Origin of the sequence: Brucella intermedia LMG 3301, from assembly GCF_000182645.1 — a bacterium.
GTDB lineage: Bacteria > Pseudomonadota > Alphaproteobacteria > Rhizobiales > Rhizobiaceae > Brucella > Brucella intermedia.
In genome coordinates, this window is record NZ_ACQA01000002.1 from 1,656,937 (window position 1) to 1,676,688 (window position 19,752).

Here is a 19,752-nt window from a genome sequence, read left to right on the forward strand (position 1 = left end):
GAGGTATGCGAAGACTGGAGGAGTTTTCGCATCTGCCTCGGGAGGAGTTGAATGGCTTATTTTCTCACCGCCGATGGAGGAACGGAAAGTGTCCGCGCGCGGGTTTACGATCTTTCGGGCACGTGCCTTGCAAGTGCCGCAGTTCCTTATGAGACCAAGTTTTCCAGCGGCGCTCGTGCCGAGCAGAACCCCGAAGACTGGTGGTCAGGCTTTGTAACGGCTGCGCGCAAGGCGATTGCGGATTCGTCCGTCGACCCGTCCGCGATAGAAGCAATCACGCTGGCGACGACGAGCTGCACGGTCGTGGCTCTGGACGCGGCTGGTAAACCGCTGCGTCCATCGATCATCTGGATGGACGTTCGAGCAAGTGCCGAGGCCGATGCTGTCCTTGCCACTGCGGATATTGCCTTGCAGGCCAATGGCGGGGGGCGAGGACCGGTTTCGGCGGAATGGATGATCCCGAAAGCACTGTGGCTCGCGCGGAATGAGCCGGAGATATTCGAAAAAGCAGATACGATCTGCGAGTATCAGGATTTCATGACACTGCGCCTGACCGGTGAAAAAGCTGCCAGTCTGAACAACGTGTCGCTCCGCTGGCACTATTCGACGGATCGCGGCGGTTTCCCGGTCACACTCCTGGAGAAACTCGGCCTCAGTGATCTATTGCAGAAATGGCCTTCTCGCGTGGTCGCACCCGGAGAGGTCATCGGCGGGCTGTGTGCAACCGCTGCTTCCGAACTCGGCCTCTCGCAGAGCCTAAAGGTAGTGCAGGGGGGCGCTGATGCACTTATCGGCATGATAGGACTGGGCGTGGCCAAGCCCGGTCAGCTTGCGCTGATAACCGGCTCGTCCCACTTGCAATTTGGTGTTGCGGACAAACCTTTGCACGCGCCGGGCATATGGGGCAGCTATCCCGACATGGTCTATCCGGGACGCTATATTATCGAAGGCGGGCAGACTTCCACCGGCTCGATCATCGCATGGCTCGGACGCCTGATGAACGGGACCATGGACATGGAAGCGCTCAACGCCAAGGCGGCTGCGCTGGAGCCGGGCGCTGAAGGGCTTCTGGTGCAGGATCATTTTCAGGGCAACCGCACGCCCTATACCGATGCCTTGTCTCGTGGTGCAATCGTCGGACTGACGCTGGCGCATGAACCGCATCATATCTTCCGTGCCATCATGGAAGGTATCAGTTTCGGCACCCGTACTATTCTTGATGCCATGGCTGAAGCCGGTTATCGAGGCCAGGAAATCACCGTCGGCGGCGGTGCGAGCGCGTCCCCGCTCTGGCTGCAAATCCATGCCGACACTGCGGCCTTGCCTGTCTGTGTGCCGCAGTCACGCGATGCGCCTTCCGTGGGAGCTGCGGTGCTCGCTGCGCATGGAGCAGGCCATTTCGCAACCATCGATGAGGGTATTGCCGCCATGGTAAAGCCCGGCAAGCGCATAGAGCCGCGTCCGCGCGAGATGGCTCTCTACAATGAAATCTATCAGCAATATCGGGCGCTTTATCCGGCATTGAAAGCCGTTCGGGCTACCTGAAACATTGTCGCGGGAGGACTGAATGCTCACTGATTTTCAACTGACCGGCAAGCACGCCGTTATTACAGGTGGCGCGCGGGGTATCGGGCGTGCGATTGCCGAGCTTTTCGTTGAAGCCGGCGCGACGGTCATCATCACCGACCGCGACGAAGCGGCTGCCAGGCAGGCGGCTGCGGAACTCAATGCCCGTCGTCCTTCTTCTGCGAGCATGTACATTCTGGACGTGACCGACCGCGATGCGGTGGAGCGAACCGCCGATGCTATTGCCGCGGAGTTTGGCGTCCCGGACGTCCTCGTCAACAATGCGGGCATCGTTCGCAACAGTCCCGCGAGCGAAACATCCGAAGCGGACTGGCACGCTGTAATCGACATCAATCTTAACGGCGTCTTTTATTGTGCCCAATCCTTCGGCAAGCGCATGGCCGCTGTCGGACGCGGCACTATCGTCAATATTTCGTCGATGTGCGGCGAGATCGTCGTCTATCCGCAGCCGCAGGTTGCCTACAACGCCGCTAAAGCCGGAGTAAACCTCATTACCAAGTCCTTGGCTGTGGAATGGGCAAAGCAGGGCGTTCGCGTCAATGCGGTTGCACCCGGCTACACCGCGACGGAACTGACGCTTGCTGGCCGCAGCAATGAGGAATGGTTCTCAACCTGGATGCGCATGACGCCACAGGGACGGCTGGGAGAACCGAGAGAGATCGCGAATGCCGTTCTGTTTCTGGCGTCCGATGCTGCAAGTTTTGTGACCGGCACCGTGCTTGCCGTGGATGGCGGCTATACCGCGCTTTGATTTTGGGAGAATGAAATGACAGAACAGGCAAAAATCGCCCTCGTTACCGGTGCAAGTCGCGGTATTGGCCGGGCCATTGCAATCGGCATGGCCAAACGTGGCTTCGATGTTGCTATCAACGACATCGAGCGCCAACAGGATGCCTTGCAGGAAGTAGCGCGCGCAATCGAGGCCACAAGCCGGCGGGCTCTGACCGTCTATGCTGATGTGAGCAACAAAGCCCAGGTAGAAGCGATGGTCAGCAATGTTGTTGATGTGTTCGGCCGCATCGATGCTCTCGTAAACAATGCCGGGATTCTGATCGCCGGTGATGTCGAGCACCTGAAGGAAGAGCACTGGGACAGTGTGCTTGATGTCAACGCAAAGGGTACGTTTTTGGTCGTTCAAGCAGCGCTTCCTCACATGAAGCGGCAGAAATACGGTCGCATCGTCAATATCGCCTCCATCGGCGGCAAGCACGGTGCGCTTGGACAGGCCCATTATTCCGCATCGAAGGCTGCCGTCATGGGCTTCACCCGCGTTCTGGCCCTGGAGGTCGGCACGTATGGGATTACGGCCAACTGCATTTGCCCTGGAATTATTCTGACGGACATGGGGCGGGTCAATCTGGATGATGCCGCCGTGCGCCAGGCGTGGCAGGAAAAGACGGCGATGCGTCGTATCGGCGATCCGGAGGACGTTGTTGGGCCGGTCGCATTTCTGGCATCTGATGATGCCGCTTTTGTTACAGGACAAAGCCTCAACGTCGATGGCGGTATCGTGTTGAGTTAGAGGGGGATTGGAAACGGGAAGCTTCTTGAGGCAGTCAGCAGGCCCCTATCGCGAAATGATCGACCTTGGCTCAATCTTCGGAAAGAGAGGTGTCCAGAACCTTTTCGATCATTTCTTTTGCAAGCTGCACAAACATATCCGTTTTCTCGCGCCTCTGATCGAGGCAAGCTTCGAGCCACAGACCATCCAGTATGGCGTGCACACAAATGGCGGCGCGTTCGATTTCCGCAGGGGTGAACGCGCGTCCTTCGGCGGTGAAAACTTCGGCGAGAAGCGGCTCGGTTGCCCTGCGAAGGTTTGCATAGCTTTCATCGCGCACCGCCATGATCATCGGATCCACGCGATTCTGACTGATGAACGTGGCCCAAAGCGACAGCATCCGATCATCGGAGGCTTGCCCTTCCAGTGTTGCCTTGATGAATTGCAATAGCCGCTGATGCGGTTTCCCCTCTCGCCCTTCCAATATCGCCATGCTGGAAGCGGTGATCAGCTCCATTGTACGACGATAAGCTTCGACGATGAGATTGGCCTTGTTCTCAAAGTGATGGCGTATCAGCCCGTTTGTTACGCCCGCACGAGCGGCAACGGCACGCACGGTCGTGGCCTGAATCCCGACCTCGGATATACATTCCAATGTCGCTTCAATCAGTTCGCGTCGGCGTTCGCTTTCTGGGGCGCGTTTGAACAGGCTCGTCATGAAGCGCAACTCTCCTTTGGATTATCTCTCGCATATATGAGGGCAAAGGCAAAGCATGGAGACGCACTATTATGCACTTGCATAATAGTGCGTCTGTGTATAGCTTTCAGCATAAAGAACTGCTCAGGGAGAGTTTCAACAGGGCGGCAGGGATATCTCTTTGGCCCCCGCTTGCAGAGCGTTTTTAGGCTCCAAAGTGTGTCGAGCGGAGGCTGAAGACTTTGCGTGAAACACAAACCAATAGTGATTAACCGGCAAAGCGAAGCTGCGCTTTCCGGAACAATGGAATTATGCCCATGCGCGACCCGCGTTACGACATACTCTTCGAACCCATCAAGATCGGTCCGGTCACCGCGCCTAACCGTTTTTATCAGGTGCCGCATTGCAGCGGCATGGGTCATCGCTATCCCGACGCTGATCGACATATGCGGCGTATGAAGGCGGAAGGCGGTTGGGGTGTCATTGCCACACAGGAAACCGAAATCCATCCCACTTCCGACATAACGCCGTCCAATCAGGGCAGGCTGTGGGACGACAAGGACATTCCTCGTCTCATCCAGCTCACGGAGGCTGTGCATGAGCAGGGAAGCCTCGCAGCCATTCAACTCGTGCACAACGGCATCCACATCGCCAACCGACTGACGCGACTTTCACCGATCGGACCGTCCGACATTATGGTCGATGTGGAAGATCCGGTTCAGGCGCGCGCCATGGATAAAAGCGACATAGCCCAATTCCGCAAATGGCATCGCGATGCGGCCTTGCGCGCCAAGCGTGCGGGCTTTGACATCATCTATGTCTATGCCGGTCACGACATGACGCTTCTGCAGCACTTCCTGCTTAACCGTTATAACAAGCGCACGGATGAATATGGCGGCAGCTTTGAAAACCGCCTGCGTCTGTTTCGCGAGGTGATTGCCGATACGCGCGACGCAGTAGGCGATAAATGCGCCATTGCGGTGCGATTTGCCGTAGAGGAGTTTTTGGGCGCGGAAGATCTGACCCATGACGGTGAAGGACGCGATGTTATAACAGCGCTGGCCGACGAACCCGACCTGTGGGACGTTAACCTTTCAAATTGGTCGAACGACAGTCAGACCTCCCGGTTCTCGCAGGAAGGCTTTCAGGAGGAGTTTGTTTCCTTCGTAAAACCTCTCACCTCGAAACCCGTCGTCGGGGTAGGGCGTTACACTTCCCCCGACGCGATGGTGCGTGCAATCAAGAAGGGCATTTTCGATCTGATCGGCGCAGCGCGGCCATCGATTGCCGATCCCTTCCTGCCAGCGAAAATTCGCGATGGCCGTATCGACGATATCCGCGAATGCATCGGCTGCAACATCTGCACGGCAAGCGATAATACGGTTGCCCCGATGCGCTGCACGCAAAATCCGACGATAGGCGAAGAATGGCGCAAGGGCTGGCATCCGGAAATCATTCCGCCCCTGCAGAAGCAGCAATCGGTGCTCATTATTGGCGGCGGCCCCACCGGGTTGGAAGCGGCGCGCGCCATGGCGCAGCGCGGCGCGGAGGTGGCGCTGGCTGAGGCTACACAAGAGTGGGGTGGTCGCGTTACGCAGGAATGCCGCCTTCCCGGGCTTGCTGCCTGGGGCCGTGTGCGGGATTGGCGCCTTGGCCAATTGCGGCAGGCATCCAACGCGCAACTTTATCTTGATAGCCGGCTTAGCGCGGAAGATGTTCTTTCCTTTGGCATCCCGCACATAGCAATCGCCACAGGGGCGCGCTGGCGTAACGATGGTGTGGGGCGGGTTCATCGTGACCCGCTCGATTATCTCGCAGAGGGGACGACAGTCGGCGTCAATGCACTGCTCGAAAACGGCGTGGCTGCGCTTGCGAACGATGGTCCGGTCGTCGTCTTCGATGACGATCGTTATTATATGGCGAGCGTTCTTGCCGAGCTTATCGCTTCATCAGGGCGATCCGTGACTTTCATCACTCCTGCCTCGATTGTCGCGCCATGGACAGAACACACGCTCGAACAGATTCGCGTGCAGCGTCGCCTGATTGAAAAAGGCGTTGAGATTATCCCGCTGCATCAGCTTGCAGGACGGACGAACGATACGCTCAATATCGCCTGCTCCTATTCCGGAAAAATACGGACGATCGACTGTGCGACGCTGGTTCCGGTCACCTCACGCCTGCCAAACGATCAACTCTGGCATGATCTGGTAGCCTTGAAACATCAATGGATGGATCATGGTTTGGAAACCGTCGAACGCATTGGGGACTGCCTTTCTCCCGGTATCATCGCGACCGCAACCCATGCAGGGCATGGCTATGCGAGAAGCCGAGGTTCCCAACCAATGGATGCTGATTACGATATTTACCGGTGAGGATTGCTAGAGTTGGCGCTGCGCTTTCCGGCTTTTTATTGGTGAGAACAAAACCGTGGGAGAACGTCCTGATGATTTTGGCGAACTTCCTGTTAGTCGCACCGGAACTCTATTCATCGGTGCTGGCTTGATATTGTTAATTCCGCCGGAATTCGACCATATTCCGGATTGAACGCTTCGAAGATGCTGGAAGCTCGCTGAAATTGTGCTAGCCAATGCCAACTGCGAAACCCAATGTTGTTTGTCAGCCGGAGCGTCCGCGTAGTGGTGCTGGCATAATGACTATGTAGGTTGCACTTCATCCAAGTAATCAGAACTGGTGACGGGACAGTGGTGTCAGAGCCAGCTGATGGTGGTCTACCGGATGCTCGCTTGGTGAGGTTTCCTGACAATTTGTCTCCTGGCCTCATAACTTCTTAGCGGGAATACTTGCTTGCGCGTGTGTCGCGGCGAACATCCTACTAAAGGCTGCCGAGACACTTCAGTGTTCAACGATGGCGCATCACTTGCTTCGCTGCTCGAAATTCCAATCGCAGCCACCAGAACCGGGATGCGGCACGAGTGATACGGTGTGGGTGCGAGTTGACTGGAAATCTCGCTCCAAGGTGCCACATCGCCTGACAAAAGGATAGCACCGTGCGGCTCCGAATATCGGCGTCATCCAATCCAATATGTAAGCGCAGATCGGCGCTGCATCGCATAACCCAAATTGCTTCCTAGCAAGACTGCTCCGCCTTCAGCGTGGTGTTCAATTTGCCACAAAAAACCTCGGCGCGGGGGCTGCCGAGGTTGCGCCGGAAAAGCGGGGGCTTCAACAGCGCGTTTTCATCATGTCACAATCCAGGGAATATGCAACCAGCTGCCAAATCGCTTAAAGCGTCCAGCCGTAAACCGCGAGAGCTGCCCCACCAACGGCACCAATCACCGACCACCCAACCATGCTAATACCCATGAAGCTGTGATAAGTGTCCGCTGAAATTTTCTTGAAAGCTGCGGCCACAAAAAGGTTTGCAGCGGCACCGACGATCAGACCGATACCGTTGGCGACGTAAGCGGCTGGATGAAGCGCCATGCTCTGCATGAAATACGGCCGCAGTAGGAAAGTCGCTCCAAGCATCCCTGCAATCAGCACAAATACCGATACCATTCCGAAGCCTGACCATCTTACGAGCATTTACTGAATTACCTTTGTCTTGAGGGGACGTATGGCGGTAATGACGCTTGCTCGTTGGTCGAGCAACCCACCGCTAGACGTTTCCTCAAGAAAAACCGTTCGTGTCCTCACTCCATCATCGAGTTTCAGGCACGCAATCCAACAGACAAAATAAGGAGAATACAATGGCCAAGGGAACCTTTGCTAAAGCGATGCCGCCTGTCTCCTCGGAAGAGGACGGATACGTCGACCGTCCGAAAGAGCCGGCGGCGCGACGAATATGGGCATCACGCTCTCTACGCTGTCCGCCTGGAGGGGCGAAAGGTATCGAAAGTCGAGGTGAAGGCTCTGGCCAAATCCAAAGCAATGGATATCTACCGTGAGAACTACTTCAGAAGATTGTCCGCGTCGATCAGGACAGCGTCGTCGGTCGCGCCCCTGTTCGGCCTGATCTAACCTCAGAAGTAGGTCCAAAAACTGATCCGCACTCTCATCTGAAAAGTCCGTTGCCAGGCGCAATTCCAAAGTTTGGGCGATTGCTTAGGCAGACTGCAAGGTCCCCGGTATCACGCCGATTGCGCGCCGTGCTTTAAATGGTATTTTTTGACTTCTTTCATAACCTGTGACGTTAAAGACGGTTGAAACTCCGCGAAGTTGGGCGGTGGATGGACTTAACCGTTATAGCTAGCGAACTTACGGATTTCGCTGCGATTTGCAGCGCGAGCACCTGTTGGATCTTAAGCCGACTGATCTAAAAATGGGGCTCCGGATTCTTCCGAAGCCCTTCTTGCGTAATGTCGCTCTTACCTGCGATAGGCTAAACCACCCCAGATGCGGCCTTCGTCACGATGACGACCGCCATGGACCGCACCGATGTACGCGGCCACGGCTGCAACGAGCGCAGATGCCGCAAGGAGGAACGCCGTCAGAATACCAGTTATTCTGGCCTTCTCAGCTGCGTCGGCTGCCTTTGCTTTGACTTCTTCCGCGGTTTTTGCAGCCTGGGCCTGAACGTCAGCAATCGCCTTTTTCGCTTCTTCCACTCTGGCCTGAGCTTCGGTGCGCAGTGCCTGCACACGCTCTACGGACTGGTTTACACGCGCCTGTGCGTCGGTTTGACTAAGGCCAGTTCGACTAGCAACCTGGTTAGTGAGCCATGTACGATCCGCGTCGGAGATTTCACCCGTGCTTAGGAGATTTCCGAGGATACCACTGACTTGACGTTGGAAATCCGCCATATTCTGGGCTTCCTGGCCAACCACCGAGCTACCCTGGCCATCCGTGCGCAGGAGACTATCCGTGAGGTAATCCAACGGGTTTGTTTTCAAACCCTCTGGCAACATTTGTTCAACGGATGGAGCAGCCGCTTGACCTGCGCCCTGGGCTAACCCGGACACCGCTTGCCCGGCGCCTGAAGCAAGTCCACCAGCTAATTGACCAGCACCTTGCGCAGTTGCACCAGCCACAGTTCCTGCGGTCTGCACAGCGGTTTCAGCGGCACTTCCAACTGCTTTTGCGCCGCCGGAGATAGCGCTAACGAGCAACAGCGTCGATATGATTGTGCCAAGGCCCCATACAACGAGGCCGTTTAATCCGTCTCGAACGGTCAATTCATCGCGTGTAGCTGTCCCAGCAGGTCGCCGCATTCTTCCGGTGATGTAGCCACCAAGCATGTAGGAAGCGACCATTGATATGATCATAAAAAGCGCAGTGACCACGAGCCAAACTACGCTTATGTCTCCCCCTTCATCGACGGAGAATGAACTTAAACCGAGACCACTGGCAAAGGTGGTGAGGACAGCCATAACACCAGATGCGACTGTGGCGCCAGCGAAGATGGCGGCCCAGTCAACGTAGCCGCGATCATTCGTGTTTTCTACAATAGTTGGATCTACCATCAGCGTAATCCCAGAAAAGAGAGGATGAACAACACGATAACGACTAGACCGACTAAATAGATAATGGAGTTCATTTTGAGTATCTCCTTTCGACAAAGAAGCAACCGGCTTGCAATTCTTTATTGCGGCGGGTTTTTCTATCTGTGACAACTCGCCAGCCACCAAAAAGTCTCAGCGAAAGGCGATTATTGGTTTGATCAATCTTTCGATCGGTCAGGGTAGGGCTCTTTAGGTACCCGTATATTAGGATTGCCCGGCGCGTTTGTTTGCTCGTGCGTGGGTTTCTCCTGATGGTCCCTCGGTTCGACCGGTGATGGGTCGGTTGCGTCCTTTTCCCGTACCAGATCGGGATCTGACCATGGATTTTTCTTCTGGGCCATTTTGCTCGCTCCAAAGCCTATTTCGTCTTGCTGGTTTCTTTCTTCAGAGAATTCCGCAGTGCATCCATGATATTAATGACATTGCCGGTGGCTGGTTCCGTTTCGGCCTTTTTGGACTTTGCTTTTACCGGTTTCTTCAGCGACTTCTTTTTGTCTGCGATTATGTCGAGGAGGCGTTCCTGCACTGGATCGTGAACCAGGTCGGGGCTCCAATCTCGTGTTTGCTTTTTTATGAATTTCTCAATCAGAGGAAGCGCATCGGAGCCGGCTTTTTCATTGCCGATCCTTGCAAAATATAAATCCTCGTCGCGTACTTCATCGCCATAGCGCAGCGTCCAGAGAACTATCCCTTTACCTCTGGGCTCCAGCATTACAGCCCGCTCACGACGAGACAGGACCAGCCGGGATATACCCACCCTATTCTCGGCTTTCATTGCTTCACGAATGACAGCAAACGCCTCCTCGCCGACGGGATCGCTCGGGGTTAGATAATAGGGAGTATCGAGCCATATCCATCCAATGCTCTCGCGTGAGGTGCACCCCGCACGCGCCGATACCCGTAACGAACCCGTGTCTGACAGATGTTCTTGTTCCCGACCTTCAGTTCAGCCTGCTCGTCGCGCCTTGACTTGTAGACATAAAGTGACCGGTCAATCTTGAGCACCGAACAGGCGCGTTGTACCGAGACTTTCCAATCCGACTTAATAGTGTCGACAAGCGCTCTTAATGGGATGGTTCGCCTCGTCCTTCCACCCCACATAAGGGAGACGAACAAAAAAGGGAGGATCGTCATGAGCGTTCGTAACAAATCCCGAGAAGCAGCCGTATTGCGTCGACATTGGCAAGAACGTGTTCCACGTCGTCGGATTGGACCCTGCTGGTCATCATCCAATACAAAAGGCGACTTTCCGGCGTGACACTGTCCTGCAATTCTTCGAAGGAGCTACGCCGACAATCGTTGGAATAGAGGCATGCCCCGGTTCACCGTGGCTGGCGAGGAAGCTCCAAGGCTTTGGCCACACAGTTCGAATTGTTGCTGCAAAATTTGTGGAGCCCTTCGTCAAATCCAACAAAAGTGACATCATTGATGCCGAAGCTATAGCCGGGGCCGTGACACGGCCAACAATGCGGTTTGTCGAGGTGCGTACGTCTGATCAGATCGATGTTCAGGCACTGCATAGAGTACGAGGTACGAGACCGCCTCCTGGCTCAGCGCACCAGGGTTATATGCCAGATGCGCGCCTTCTGCCTCGAATACTGCATTGCGATGCATCAGGGGCGGGTAAGTTCAAGGCGGACATGCCGAGGGTCCTGGAGGATGAGGACAACGACCTGTCGGCACCAATGCGGCAGTTGCTTATGTCTCTCTTCGAGGACATTCGCTATCTTGAGCAAAGAATTGCTGAAGTGAGCCGTCAGATCGAAGCAGCGGCCAACGCGGACGATACCGCCCGTCGCCTCATGACTGTTCCCGGCATCGGGGCATTGACTGCTACTGGGCTATTGGCTGCAGCGGGAACGGGTCGCCAGTTCAAAAGGACTCGCGACATGGCCGCCTGGTTGGGACTTGTTCCGCGAGGGCATTCAACTGGAGGGAAAACCACATTACTGGGTATCAGCAAGCGGGGAAGGTATATTGGCAACAGAGTACATGGCCTATGCAATATAATCTCACAGCGAAGCGTCTCCTATTAAGTAGATGAGAGGCTGTTGAGCGATGGATTATGGTCAGTTTCTCATTACAATAGCCGCGACGCCCTCCCGCTGCGCCGTTTGGCGTTGTTGTAATAGTTGGAGGCCTGCTGGACGGAGCGATGGCGGGATTGTTCCATGGCTTCGGGCAGCGGAATGCCACGATTGGCTGCTTCGGTGAGATAGCCGGAGCGCAGGCCGTGCGCGGAGAATTCACTTGCATCGAGACCAGCCATTTGCGCGCGTTGCTTGACGATCCGGTTGACCGCGCTCGGTTCCAGAGCCCGCGCGGAAACGTTGCCCCAACGATCCACTTTGCGAAACACGCTGCCCTTGTCGATTTTGGCGGCTTCCAGCCAGCGCGTGAGGGCTTCGACGGGTCGTCCGGTCAGATAGACCATCTCGTCCTGATCGGCGCCACTGGTTTTGGTCCGGCCGAGATGAATGGCGAGCGAGGGGAGGGGAGAACCATCGTCGTCAGTGACAGGCACCTGTTTGACAAACTGTTCTACGCGCAAGCCCGCAATTTCACTGCGCCTTCGTCCGCCCGAGGCAAAGGCCACCATCAGGATGGCCCGATCCCGCAAAGCGGTGAGATCCTCGCCGGAACAGGTCGCCAGCAGCTTGCCGAGGATATCACCAGTGATGGCGCTGGCACTCTTGCGGCTTGGTGGTCGGTTAATGGCGCGGACCGCAAGCCTGATCGCCGATTTGACGGCCGGTGACGAAAACGCCCCTTCCAGGCCGCGCCAGCGGGTCAGCGTCGACCAGTTGGCCAGACGCCGGCGCACGGTTGCCGGCGCATGCGGTCCGGACACACGCAGAAAGCCTTGGCTGCGCAATACCTGCTCCACAGTGGACGGCATGCCGTGCTCGGGTTCGATTTCGCGCTGCTGCGGCCGCCACAGATGATGGGCCACGAAGTTCAGGAGCAGGGCTTCCGGTGCGGGAAAGGGGAGGGGTCTGCCGGTTGCGGCCATTGACCAGGCTTCGAGATAGGCCAGGTCCGACGTCAGGGCCCGCAGCGTGTTTTCGCCCATGCCTTCATTGACCAGATGACGCAGCGTTTCGACATCCTCATCCGTCAATATCCCGGCGAGCCTGCCGCGGCGGCTCAGCGGCAGAACAGCCGCTATCGTATCTAAAGTCTCGGTGCGTTTTTCAATCGAACTTGACGACGAGCTGCTCATTTCGGCAGTCCGTTCTCGTCATATAGTTCATCGTGGTTCGAAGTCTGGTGCGTGTTTGCAGGCCTTCCCTTAAGCGCCAGCGCCCAGACTTCATCCCATGTGCCCTGGCCGTTCTGCGAAATTGGCACGATCGCGGCAATAGGATCGCCAGCTCGACAGATGACAACCTCGTCATCGCGCAAAACGATGTCGATCAGTTCCTCAAATCGCTCCGCTGCCTCGGCAATGTCCACGAATACCTTCCCCGCCACTGCCCTTACCAGACGCGCTCATGCAGAATCGCGTCGAAGGCCAGATCCGTCGAGATGAAAGTGCAGTGCTCAAGCCGCGCCTGAGCGGCGAGAATCCGGTCCCACGGATCGCGATGTTCCCAATCAAAATTTGCTGCAAGTTCGGCATGCAGATCGGTGATGGCTAGTGTTTGCAGGCCGCTTTCCGTGACGGCTGCCCGCAGTTCCTGGGGCTTGAGATCAAGCTTGTTCAGGCGCATCTTGTTGTCCAGTTCGTAGAACGTGACCGCACTGACGAGGATAGCATTTGCCTTGTCCTCGATCAGCGATCGTGCCTTCGTGGACAGGCGATCACTACCGATTGTCCACCAGTAGACGGCGTGGCTGTCGAGCAGGATTTTCATTGCGTGTTTTCGCTATTGTTGGATTTGCCTTGCCAGACGCCGGTATCATCATTCCAGTCGCCGGCATCGATCGCCGCCTGCTCTGCATCAACTGTATCGAACAGGTTGTCGGGCAGGCGACGATGGCGCAACAGGCCAAATGGGCGCTTGCCACCGTCAGCTGCTGGACCGATGCGGGCGTAAACTTCGTTGCCACGCATGATGACGATCTCTTCGCCCTGGTTGGCGCGATCGAGGACTTCGGCGAAATTCTTGCGGGCTTCGCTGATCTTGTAGCTTGTCTGGGGCATCGGGACCTCCGAAATTGGCCGTACGCCATTGATACCATTGTTTTACAGCACGTACAAGTGCCTCGTACACATCACCTTCGATAAGCGATACTTATCGGATGTTATAAGCCCAACCAAATAGCGTCACCAGTGCTGGACAGTAAATATTCACTGGTGTCCGTTTGAGAATTTGTTTACCATGTTTTCAATGCGTTACGATCTCGACCAATTGCCACTGAAGACCTTGCTGCAACCGCTGGCGCGAGCCAGCGAAGCGCTGGCGCGTCTTGATGAGCGTCTTGCGCATTCGCCGGTCGGCCAAGGCTTGATCGAACGGTTGCATTTTGCCGATGCCTGCGCCTCACTTTGGCTCGATGGCGAACTGGTCGAGATGGAAGATCTCGTCCTGCATGAAGCAGCCCGTGATATCCGCTCACCCAGCCACGCCCTGACCATTGCCCGCGACGTGTTGCAGACACGGCGACGCATTGCAGCGCAGGCGCCAGACTGGGCGTTGAGCCCGAACGGCTTGCGCAGTCTGCGGGTTGGCGGGCAGGCGGGACCAGCGTCCACTCCTGGGGATGGCGGCATCATTGTTGCGAGCGAAAACACCGCGGTGCACGATGAGGCAGTCGGCCGGCCGGAGCAGGACGGGGAGGGGAGAAAAAATCGTCCGGAGGACGGGCTCGACTTGCCCGGTATCGATCTGGACGCCATCGACGCGGTTCTGGCACGGTCCGAAGACGTACTGACCAAAGCGAAACAGCCTCAGCGGTTGGCGCTACGCGATACCGATCCGCTGATCCGCGACCCTGACTGGGATGAGGACGAACGGCTCGAGGAATGGCGAGCCTTGTTGCATTCGATCAGGGATCTGCCGCCGGTACTGCAGGCCATCCTGGCGCTCGATGCCTGGAACGAGCTCGCGGTGTTGCAGCGAGCGCCGTGGCTGGGCCGTCTGCTGGTGGCCTCACTAATGCGGCGCGACGGGCTGACAAGCCAGGCGCATCTTCTCGCCTTCAATGCCGGCCTGAAAACCATCCGCGTCGAACGGCGCCGGCATCGCAATTTTGAAACCCGGCTCACCGCCAGTCTCGAGGGGCTGATGGCCGGGATAGAGCTCGGCTTCAAAGAGCATGACCGGTTGCTGCTGGCGCGCCAGATGCTGGAACGACGGCTGACGGGCCGGCGCGCGTCCTCAAATCTGCCGGGGCTCATTGAACTGGTGCTGGCGAGGCCACTGGTATCGACTGGCCTGATTGCTGCGGAACTCGATATCACCCCCCGAGCCGCCCTTCGCCTTGTCGCAGAGCTCAATCTGCGCGAGATGACAGGCAGGGGGCGGTTTCGGGCGTGGGGAGTTCTATGAAATCGAAGTAGAAGTGCATCAAGCATCCATAGAGGGAAGACTAATGGCAGAACGGAAATATAAAGTCGATAAGGTTGCAATCCGCACCGAGGACGGCACAAAGGTGGAACTGTGGACCGCGCCCGACGGCGACCAACAGCTCGTCATGGTCCTCGGCAAGAAAGCTCTCGAATTTGCTGAGTTCCACAGGAACGGAATTCCTGAACCCGAAGGCTTGCAGCTGCCGCACGTTCTCGCGAAGTATTACGCCAACGAGCGAAAACTCGTTACTTTTCCGTGCAGTACAAAACCTAACAAGTATGTGTACGATCCAAAGTACGATTTCAGGAGCATCACTTTCGAAAATCAGCAGCCACTACAACTCAATGCTGATACGACCATCGTTCACGGTCTACCTAGTGGCTTTGAGCCAAATCCAATGGACGGGTTTGGGCTCTATTATCCTCTACGTTTCATTTTTAAAGTTTTCGAGCAGACACTGGGCGTTGAGGACATCACGATGTGTGATGACGAACACATGTCCTTCAAAGATGGTGTCGTCCGCTTTCCGATCTTCAAATATCACTTCGTCCGCACCGCCATTAATAGGGCTCATCGTGCGGCCCTTGATTTCGCGAACGATGAGAAAAAGTCATATCTTCGAAGTGAAATATTGTCAGAACTTATGCCGGGATACCAGATCCAGGGTTCGTTCCAGCGTAGTGCCTACGATCTCGACCGATCTCTTAAGGCAGCATTGAGCGGCACAACCAGATTGAGGCGCTCAAATGAAAACGCTATCGCCGCTGTTCGTACAATACGAAGCGCCGCGAGATCCGTTGTGAAAGAGAGCCCCGCCGAGATTCTGGAGTTGAATCGGGAAATCGAGTTGGTAACTCTGGAGAGCCTGATTCAATTACTTGCAGAGAAGTTAGATAGATCGCTGGCCGAAAGCTATTGGCAGAAGCTGCTTATGCGAAATCCCTTCATCCTTAAGCTTGCCTTCGGCTTGCCGGTGGCGATCTTTGGAGAGCAAGTGTCGGTCGGAGGTGCGGACTTCAAAGGCAAAGGCGGAAAGATTGCAGACTTTTTGGTGGACTCCGGATTACTCGGAAATCTTGCTGTTATCGAAATTAAACGTCCATCGACGAACCTGCTCCAAGCCAATCCCTATCGTGAGGGAATTTTCGCCCCAAGCCGGGAAATTGTGGGGAGCGTCAATCAGGTGCTGGATCAGCGGTTTCAGCTGCAACAGTCAATCAATGACAAGAAAATCCACTCAAAAACATATGACGTTTTTGCTTTTGCCGTGCAGTGCATCATTATTGCCGGGCGGGTGCCAAACGACGAAGATCGACGGAAGTCGTTTGAGCTATTCAGAAGCAACCTTCGAGACGTGTTAGTCATAACGTTCGATGAACTGCTTCACAAGCTGAAGGCGCTTTACGAATTTCTCCAAGCCAACCCAGTCGAAGGCGCATCGCCATTGGATCCCGATACGCCAGAAGCTGAGGATGAAGAGACATTTTCCGACGATGTCGATTACGAGGAAGACAAGCATTTCGAGGAATTCATCGCGCGGCATGCTGATGACGATGAACAAGCAAGCCGGAGCCTGCAGCGCAACGCCTAGTATCCTGTTTCGTTAGTCGCCCCATCGAGGTCAAGACCTCGGTCAGAATGCGTCGCCACTAGCGACCCGATGAGTTTGAGAGACATGACAATCGATCTATGGTCCGATCCCCTGCGAATATATTACTTTCTGATAATGGGCGAGGATGATTGGGACGACATGTCCCCCTTTCAAGGCTTTGGGAGCAGCTGGCCAGCTCTACACTGGGCGATGCGTGGACTTTGCACAATGCCAGGCGATGTCAGCGAGCGTGCAAGCACTCCAGAGCAGATTGCAATCCAACGAATTGCCGGGTTGAGGCCACTGATGTGGCTACCCTTGACAGTGTCCGCCTTAGAAAGCCTGTCGTCAGCTCAGCTTCCGCCTTGTTGTGTGATGTTTTCGGGCGATGCTGCTGTGGCCGCGCGGGTTGAAGCATGGCAGGAAAAGAACAGCTTCAAAGCCCTACACGTCACCACCATTGAAAGTAAGAGCAGTACAGCCGCGAGCGATTTCAACCTCGATGTGCTAAGGGACTATTGCCTTGGGCGCCTTGAGCAGGAGAGTGAGCAGCTGAACGAGGGACAGCGAGAACTCGTCGCTATGGCGGCTGTCGACTGGCGATGGCCAGACGTCGTATTGGAGAGTTATGACGTCAAGGGTCACAACGTGACGATTCCAAACCACATGGTATTGGCTCGGCTAGGGTACACGCTGAAAGAAGGCGCACCCTTCGCAGCAGAAGTGGAGACGGATTACACCGATGCCATTCTAGATAGCGCGCTAAGCGTTGCGTTGATACGAAGAGCGATCGGGGATCACGATGTTTTTACTCTGGGCGCGCAAGCACCGGGCGCCATCCTTTTTGAACCGGCGCTCTTCCGCCTCGGATATCGACGCTTAGCAGGAAATACCCCGGGCGGAGCCGCTTTCCGTAGAGCGCTAGGATACTTCCAACAGCAGAAGCTGCTGCGCCCCTCCGTTGATCGCGAGACCGGGAAATTCCTAAGAGATACCAGAGAAGGTATGATTGTCGCGCAAATTAGGTCGGAGGAACTTCTAACCCAAACATTTGGAGTTGGCCTTTTTGCCGCGCAAACAACATCACCGGTTGTGAGACTATCGCCTGGTGTAAACCACGTGTTCTCATCACTTTCGGCTTACGCTAGGAACATCCGGGCCGATCGTTATGAAGCCCGCCGAAAAGCAACTCGGCTCTTTACCGACATTCAGGAGCAATTGCGTTCCGCGGTCGGAGATGAGAGAATCGATTTTATCTCTCGAACGAGTGGACCGATTAAGATCATTTCGGACGCACCGATCGAGTGGATGCCGATTAATGGCCTGCCCTTGTCATTCGCTCGTGATTGCTCAAGGATACCCGTTACCCCGGGGAACATTATGATGGGCGAGTTGGTTCCGGTGCAGCCAATGTCGATCCCACCAGACGCTCTTCGCAGGGTCCTGGTCATCAGTTCCTTTGAGGACGATGACCCTTTGAAAAGCGTGCTGTCCGACGCACTGGAAGCGAACCGATCGTCTTGGGAAAAGGTTGTTGATCTAAAACAGGTCCGCGTCGCGACCGTGGAGCAATTTGAGAACGCGCTAAATGAGTTCGATGGTCAGATCCTGATCTTTGACGGACACGGCGCCGCCAATGCCAGTACGCCAATTAGCACGATCGTGATCGGCCGCCAAAAGCTTGATGTCTGGAGTCTCAGAGGAAGGATCCGATGCCCGCCCATCGTAATCCTCAGCGCCTGCGATACCCAAGGGATCGATGCAACAAGCCACGCAACAGTCGGAAACGGCTTCATCGCGCTTGGTGCACGAACTGTCCTTGGAACATTTTTACCGGTCGACGGACCTCGTTCCGCGATGTTTGTTGCGCGGCTAATGCACCGAGTAGCTGAGTTCATTCCAGCCGCTATAAAAGAATATAAACGGGCCGTGACGTGGATGGAAGTCGTTTCAGGCATGCTTCGAATGTCACTAGCTACTGAAATCAACATCGCATTGGTGGGGGTTCCCGGCAGTGCCGCGTACAATGAACTCCAGAAAAGGGCAAATTTTGAGATAAACGGTCTTGATCCTCGTTGGTTTGAGAAGTTGGTGGGGAGGATTGCAACGGTGAGGGGAATTGAAATTGATGTCGCCCGAACGCTTGTCCAGAAGGTCGTCTCTAGATCAGATGCAATACGATACACTCAGCTCGGAAACCCTGAGACGATCGTCCTTAGCGACCAAAGCGTCCTAGACAGAATCATGCTCGCTCGTGCAAAAATCTCAGAATGAGTCGATTTGGGATGGCGTCGCTGGGTTGAACAATCAACGAGAGTTTGCCGGGTGCGTACGTTGGCTGTGTTGCAAAAATTTGTATAGCAGGGAACGTGCTCTATCTGGAGATGCAATTACGGTGCGAGCGCTGAAAATTGTTGCTTGAGGGTTAGCGGCGCCGTTGAGGCAAAGTCGCCCTGCTGCTTTCGCATCATGTGAACGCGTTCGATACCAGCCAGAGTGATCCCGGCAGTGGCTTCAGAATTGAAGCCGAGCATGGATCGTATCCGCCGTTTGACACGGCGATGATCCTGCTCGATGGTGTTGTTCATATATTTACTGGAGCGGATGGTGATAGGCTGTCCACCCCGTCGTAACTGGTTCTCTGCATCGCACTGCATGATTGCCAGGCGGTTGTCTGACCGCCATCAATGGTGATCCTCGCCGGCCTGCCATGACGGACCAGAGCCTTTCGCAGGAAGCGCTTTGCAGATCGCGGTTTCGGCTAAACAGGAACTCGACCGTATCGCCATTGCTGTCGATGGCACGTTATAGATAAAGCCATTCGCCTTTGACCTTCACATAGGTCTCATCCAGGTTCCATTTTCGCGTGACTTGGCGCTTCCTCCGATTGAAGCGCTCGAGCAATTTAGGGCTGAAATGCAAAACCCACCGATGCACCGTCGAATGGTCCATCGCAATACCGCGCTCAGCCATCATTTCCTTCAGATTGCGCAGGCTCAGGTTGTAAGCCAAATACCATCGAACACACAGAAGGATGACCGACTTATCGAAACGGCGGCCTTTGAACATCGAACAACCCAGCGTGTTGAAAGCTAGAACCCTAAATAGTGTTCATTGACGAAAAGTTTGCCGGCGCAAGTGCGTGATCCCGATGGCAATCCGATCACCTTCGCGACGCCGCCGTCGCCGAATTATCCGCCGGCTTAGCGAAAATTAGCCGCTGTAAGGTTGAAAGCGGCCGGTCAGTAATGCGCCTTCATTCCGGCCGACTAAAGTAACTTCGCCAGTTCCTAAAAGCAGCCACTCCGCTCAAGGTGTCGATTTGCATGAGGGTCGGACTGGCGTCAAGAGATGAAAAGGGGCGAGTTGCCTTTCAGGCTCATCCGCCGCGGGTTTCG

Annotated in this window: 15 protein-coding genes and 2 pseudogenes; 8 read left to right on the forward strand and 9 right to left on the reverse strand. The window is 55.6% G+C overall.

Going from position 1 to position 19,752, the window contains the following annotated elements; translation table 11 throughout:
- Positions 1-51 precede the first annotated feature (51 nt).
- The 3 genes from OINT_RS20180 to OINT_RS20190 are packed head-to-tail and all read left to right on the forward strand — an operon-like array spanning position 52 to position 3,109.
- Positions 52-1,545 (forward strand): FGGY-family carbohydrate kinase, encoded by a 1,494-nt coding sequence (locus OINT_RS20180; protein WP_006469766.1) that lies wholly within the window; start codon positions 52-54, stop codon positions 1,543-1,545.
- Positions 1,546-1,567: 22 nt separating this feature from the next.
- Positions 1,568-2,338: an SDR family NAD(P)-dependent oxidoreductase gene (locus OINT_RS20185; protein WP_006469767.1), complete on the forward strand. Its 771-nt coding sequence runs from the start codon at positions 1,568-1,570 to the stop codon at positions 2,336-2,338.
- Between the two features lie 15 nt (positions 2,339-2,353).
- Positions 2,354-3,109 (forward strand): SDR family NAD(P)-dependent oxidoreductase, encoded by a 756-nt coding sequence (locus OINT_RS20190; RefSeq protein WP_006469769.1) that lies wholly within the window; start codon positions 2,354-2,356, stop codon positions 3,107-3,109.
- 70 nt (positions 3,110-3,179) lie between these two features.
- Here OINT_RS20190 and OINT_RS20195 read toward each other — a convergent pair whose 3' ends face one another.
- Positions 3,180-3,806, reverse strand: a complete 627-nt coding sequence (locus tag OINT_RS20195; RefSeq protein WP_039853426.1) for a TetR/AcrR family transcriptional regulator — start codon at positions 3,804-3,806, stop codon at positions 3,180-3,182.
- 290 nt (positions 3,807-4,096) lie between these two features.
- On the opposite strand from OINT_RS20195, the gene OINT_RS20200 reads away from it, so the two are divergent.
- Positions 4,097-6,157 carry an oxidoreductase gene (locus OINT_RS20200; protein WP_006469772.1) on the forward strand — a complete coding sequence of 687 codons (2,061 nt, stop codon included), beginning with the start codon at positions 4,097-4,099 and terminating at the stop codon, positions 6,155-6,157.
- Positions 6,158-7,028: 871 nt separating this feature from the next.
- On the opposite strand, the gene OINT_RS20205 is transcribed toward OINT_RS20200, so the two are convergent.
- The 3 genes and pseudogenes from OINT_RS20205 to ku form a co-directional block, all read right to left on the reverse strand.
- Positions 7,029-7,304: a hypothetical protein gene (locus OINT_RS20205; RefSeq protein ID WP_006472882.1), complete on the reverse strand. Its 276-nt coding sequence runs from the start codon at positions 7,302-7,304 to the stop codon at positions 7,029-7,031.
- A gap of 809 nt (positions 7,305-8,113) precedes the next feature.
- Complete coding sequence (locus tag OINT_RS20215) at positions 8,114-9,208, reverse strand: hypothetical protein (protein ID WP_006472883.1); 1,095 nt, start codon at positions 9,206-9,208, stop codon at positions 8,114-8,116.
- 397 nt (positions 9,209-9,605) lie between these two features.
- Positions 9,606-10,124, reverse strand: a pseudogene (ku, locus tag OINT_RS20220) (non-homologous end joining protein Ku); the annotation flags it as partial.
- A gap of 313 nt (positions 10,125-10,437) precedes the next feature.
- Here ku and OINT_RS24475 point away from each other — a divergent pair.
- Positions 10,438-11,283 (forward strand): IS110 family RNA-guided transposase, encoded by an 846-nt coding sequence (locus OINT_RS24475; protein ID WP_006469782.1) that lies wholly within the window; start codon positions 10,438-10,440, stop codon positions 11,281-11,283.
- A 44-nt stretch (positions 11,284-11,327) separates the two neighbouring features.
- Here OINT_RS24475 and OINT_RS20235 read toward each other — a convergent pair whose 3' ends face one another.
- The 4 genes from OINT_RS20235 to OINT_RS20250 are packed head-to-tail and all read right to left on the reverse strand — an operon-like array spanning position 11,328 to position 13,394.
- Complete coding sequence (locus OINT_RS20235; RefSeq protein ID WP_006469783.1) at positions 11,328-12,470, reverse strand: site-specific integrase; 1,143 nt, start codon at positions 12,468-12,470, stop codon at positions 11,328-11,330.
- Entirely contained in the window at positions 12,467-12,703 is a 237-nt protein-coding gene (locus OINT_RS20240) for a type II toxin-antitoxin system Phd/YefM family antitoxin (protein WP_006472886.1), read from the reverse strand. The genes OINT_RS20235 and OINT_RS20240 overlap by 4 nt, the downstream gene beginning before the upstream one ends.
- Before the next feature lie 23 nt (positions 12,704-12,726).
- The gene (locus tag OINT_RS20245; RefSeq protein ID WP_006469785.1) at positions 12,727-13,104 is read right to left on the reverse strand and encodes a type II toxin-antitoxin system VapC family toxin; all 378 of its coding nucleotides are present in this window, start codon (positions 13,102-13,104) and stop codon (positions 12,727-12,729) included.
- Positions 13,101-13,394: a type II toxin-antitoxin system Phd/YefM family antitoxin gene (locus OINT_RS20250; RefSeq protein ID WP_006469786.1), complete on the reverse strand. Its 294-nt coding sequence runs from the start codon at positions 13,392-13,394 to the stop codon at positions 13,101-13,103. Before OINT_RS20250 ends, OINT_RS20245 begins: the two co-directional genes overlap by 4 nt.
- A 178-nt stretch (positions 13,395-13,572) precedes the next feature.
- Between OINT_RS20250 and OINT_RS20255 the strand changes: the two genes are divergently transcribed.
- The 3 genes from OINT_RS20255 to OINT_RS20265 all read left to right on the forward strand — a co-directional run bounded on the left by OINT_RS20255 (position 13,573) and on the right by OINT_RS20265 (position 18,628).
- Positions 13,573-14,742 carry an RHE_PE00001 family protein gene (locus OINT_RS20255; protein ID WP_006472887.1) on the forward strand — a complete coding sequence of 390 codons (1,170 nt, stop codon included), beginning with the start codon at positions 13,573-13,575 and terminating at the stop codon, positions 14,740-14,742.
- A gap of 43 nt (positions 14,743-14,785) precedes the next feature.
- Entirely contained in the window at positions 14,786-16,354 is a 1,569-nt protein-coding gene (locus OINT_RS20260) for a Shedu immune nuclease family protein (protein ID WP_006472888.1), read from the forward strand.
- An 84-nt stretch (positions 16,355-16,438) separates the two neighbouring features.
- Positions 16,439-18,628, forward strand: a complete 2,190-nt coding sequence (locus OINT_RS20265; RefSeq protein ID WP_006472889.1) for a CHAT domain-containing protein — start codon at positions 16,439-16,441, stop codon at positions 18,626-18,628.
- Between the two features lie 116 nt (positions 18,629-18,744).
- On the opposite strand, the pseudogene OINT_RS20270 reads toward OINT_RS20265, so the two are convergent.
- A pseudogene (locus tag OINT_RS20270) lies at positions 18,745-19,423 on the reverse strand (IS6 family transposase).
- Between the last annotated feature and the right edge of the window lie 329 nt (positions 19,424-19,752).

Bases quoted from the DNA above. Each gene is read 5' to 3' on its own strand.
- OINT_RS20265 (WP_006472889.1), top strand. From the start codon at position 16,439: ATGACAATCGATCTATGGTCCGATCCCCTGCGAATATATTACTTTCTG.
- OINT_RS20235 (WP_006469783.1), bottom strand. From the start codon at position 12,470: ATGAGCAGCTCGTCGTCAAGTTCGATTGAAAAACGCACCGAGACTTTA.
- OINT_RS20245 (WP_006469785.1), bottom strand. From the start codon at position 13,104: ATGAAAATCCTGCTCGACAGCCACGCCGTCTACTGGTGGACAATCGGT.
- OINT_RS20250 (WP_006469786.1), bottom strand. From the start codon at position 13,394: ATGCCCCAGACAAGCTACAAGATCAGCGAAGCCCGCAAGAATTTCGCC.
- OINT_RS20255 (WP_006472887.1), top strand. From the start codon at position 13,573: ATGTTTTCAATGCGTTACGATCTCGACCAATTGCCACTGAAGACCTTG.
- OINT_RS20190 (WP_006469769.1), top strand. From the start codon at position 2,354: ATGACAGAACAGGCAAAAATCGCCCTCGTTACCGGTGCAAGTCGCGGT.
- OINT_RS20260 (WP_006472888.1), top strand. From the start codon at position 14,786: ATGGCAGAACGGAAATATAAAGTCGATAAGGTTGCAATCCGCACCGAG.
- OINT_RS20195 (WP_039853426.1), bottom strand. From the start codon at position 3,806: ATGACGAGCCTGTTCAAACGCGCCCCAGAAAGCGAACGCCGACGCGAA.
- OINT_RS20185 (WP_006469767.1), top strand. From the start codon at position 1,568: ATGCTCACTGATTTTCAACTGACCGGCAAGCACGCCGTTATTACAGGT.
- OINT_RS20215 (WP_006472883.1), bottom strand. From the start codon at position 9,208: ATGGTAGATCCAACTATTGTAGAAAACACGAATGATCGCGGCTACGTT.
- OINT_RS20205 (WP_006472882.1), bottom strand. From the start codon at position 7,304: ATGGTATCGGTATTTGTGCTGATTGCAGGGATGCTTGGAGCGACTTTC.
- OINT_RS20180 (WP_006469766.1), top strand. From the start codon at position 52: ATGGCTTATTTTCTCACCGCCGATGGAGGAACGGAAAGTGTCCGCGCG.
- OINT_RS20200 (WP_006469772.1), top strand. From the start codon at position 4,097: ATGCCCATGCGCGACCCGCGTTACGACATACTCTTCGAACCCATCAAG.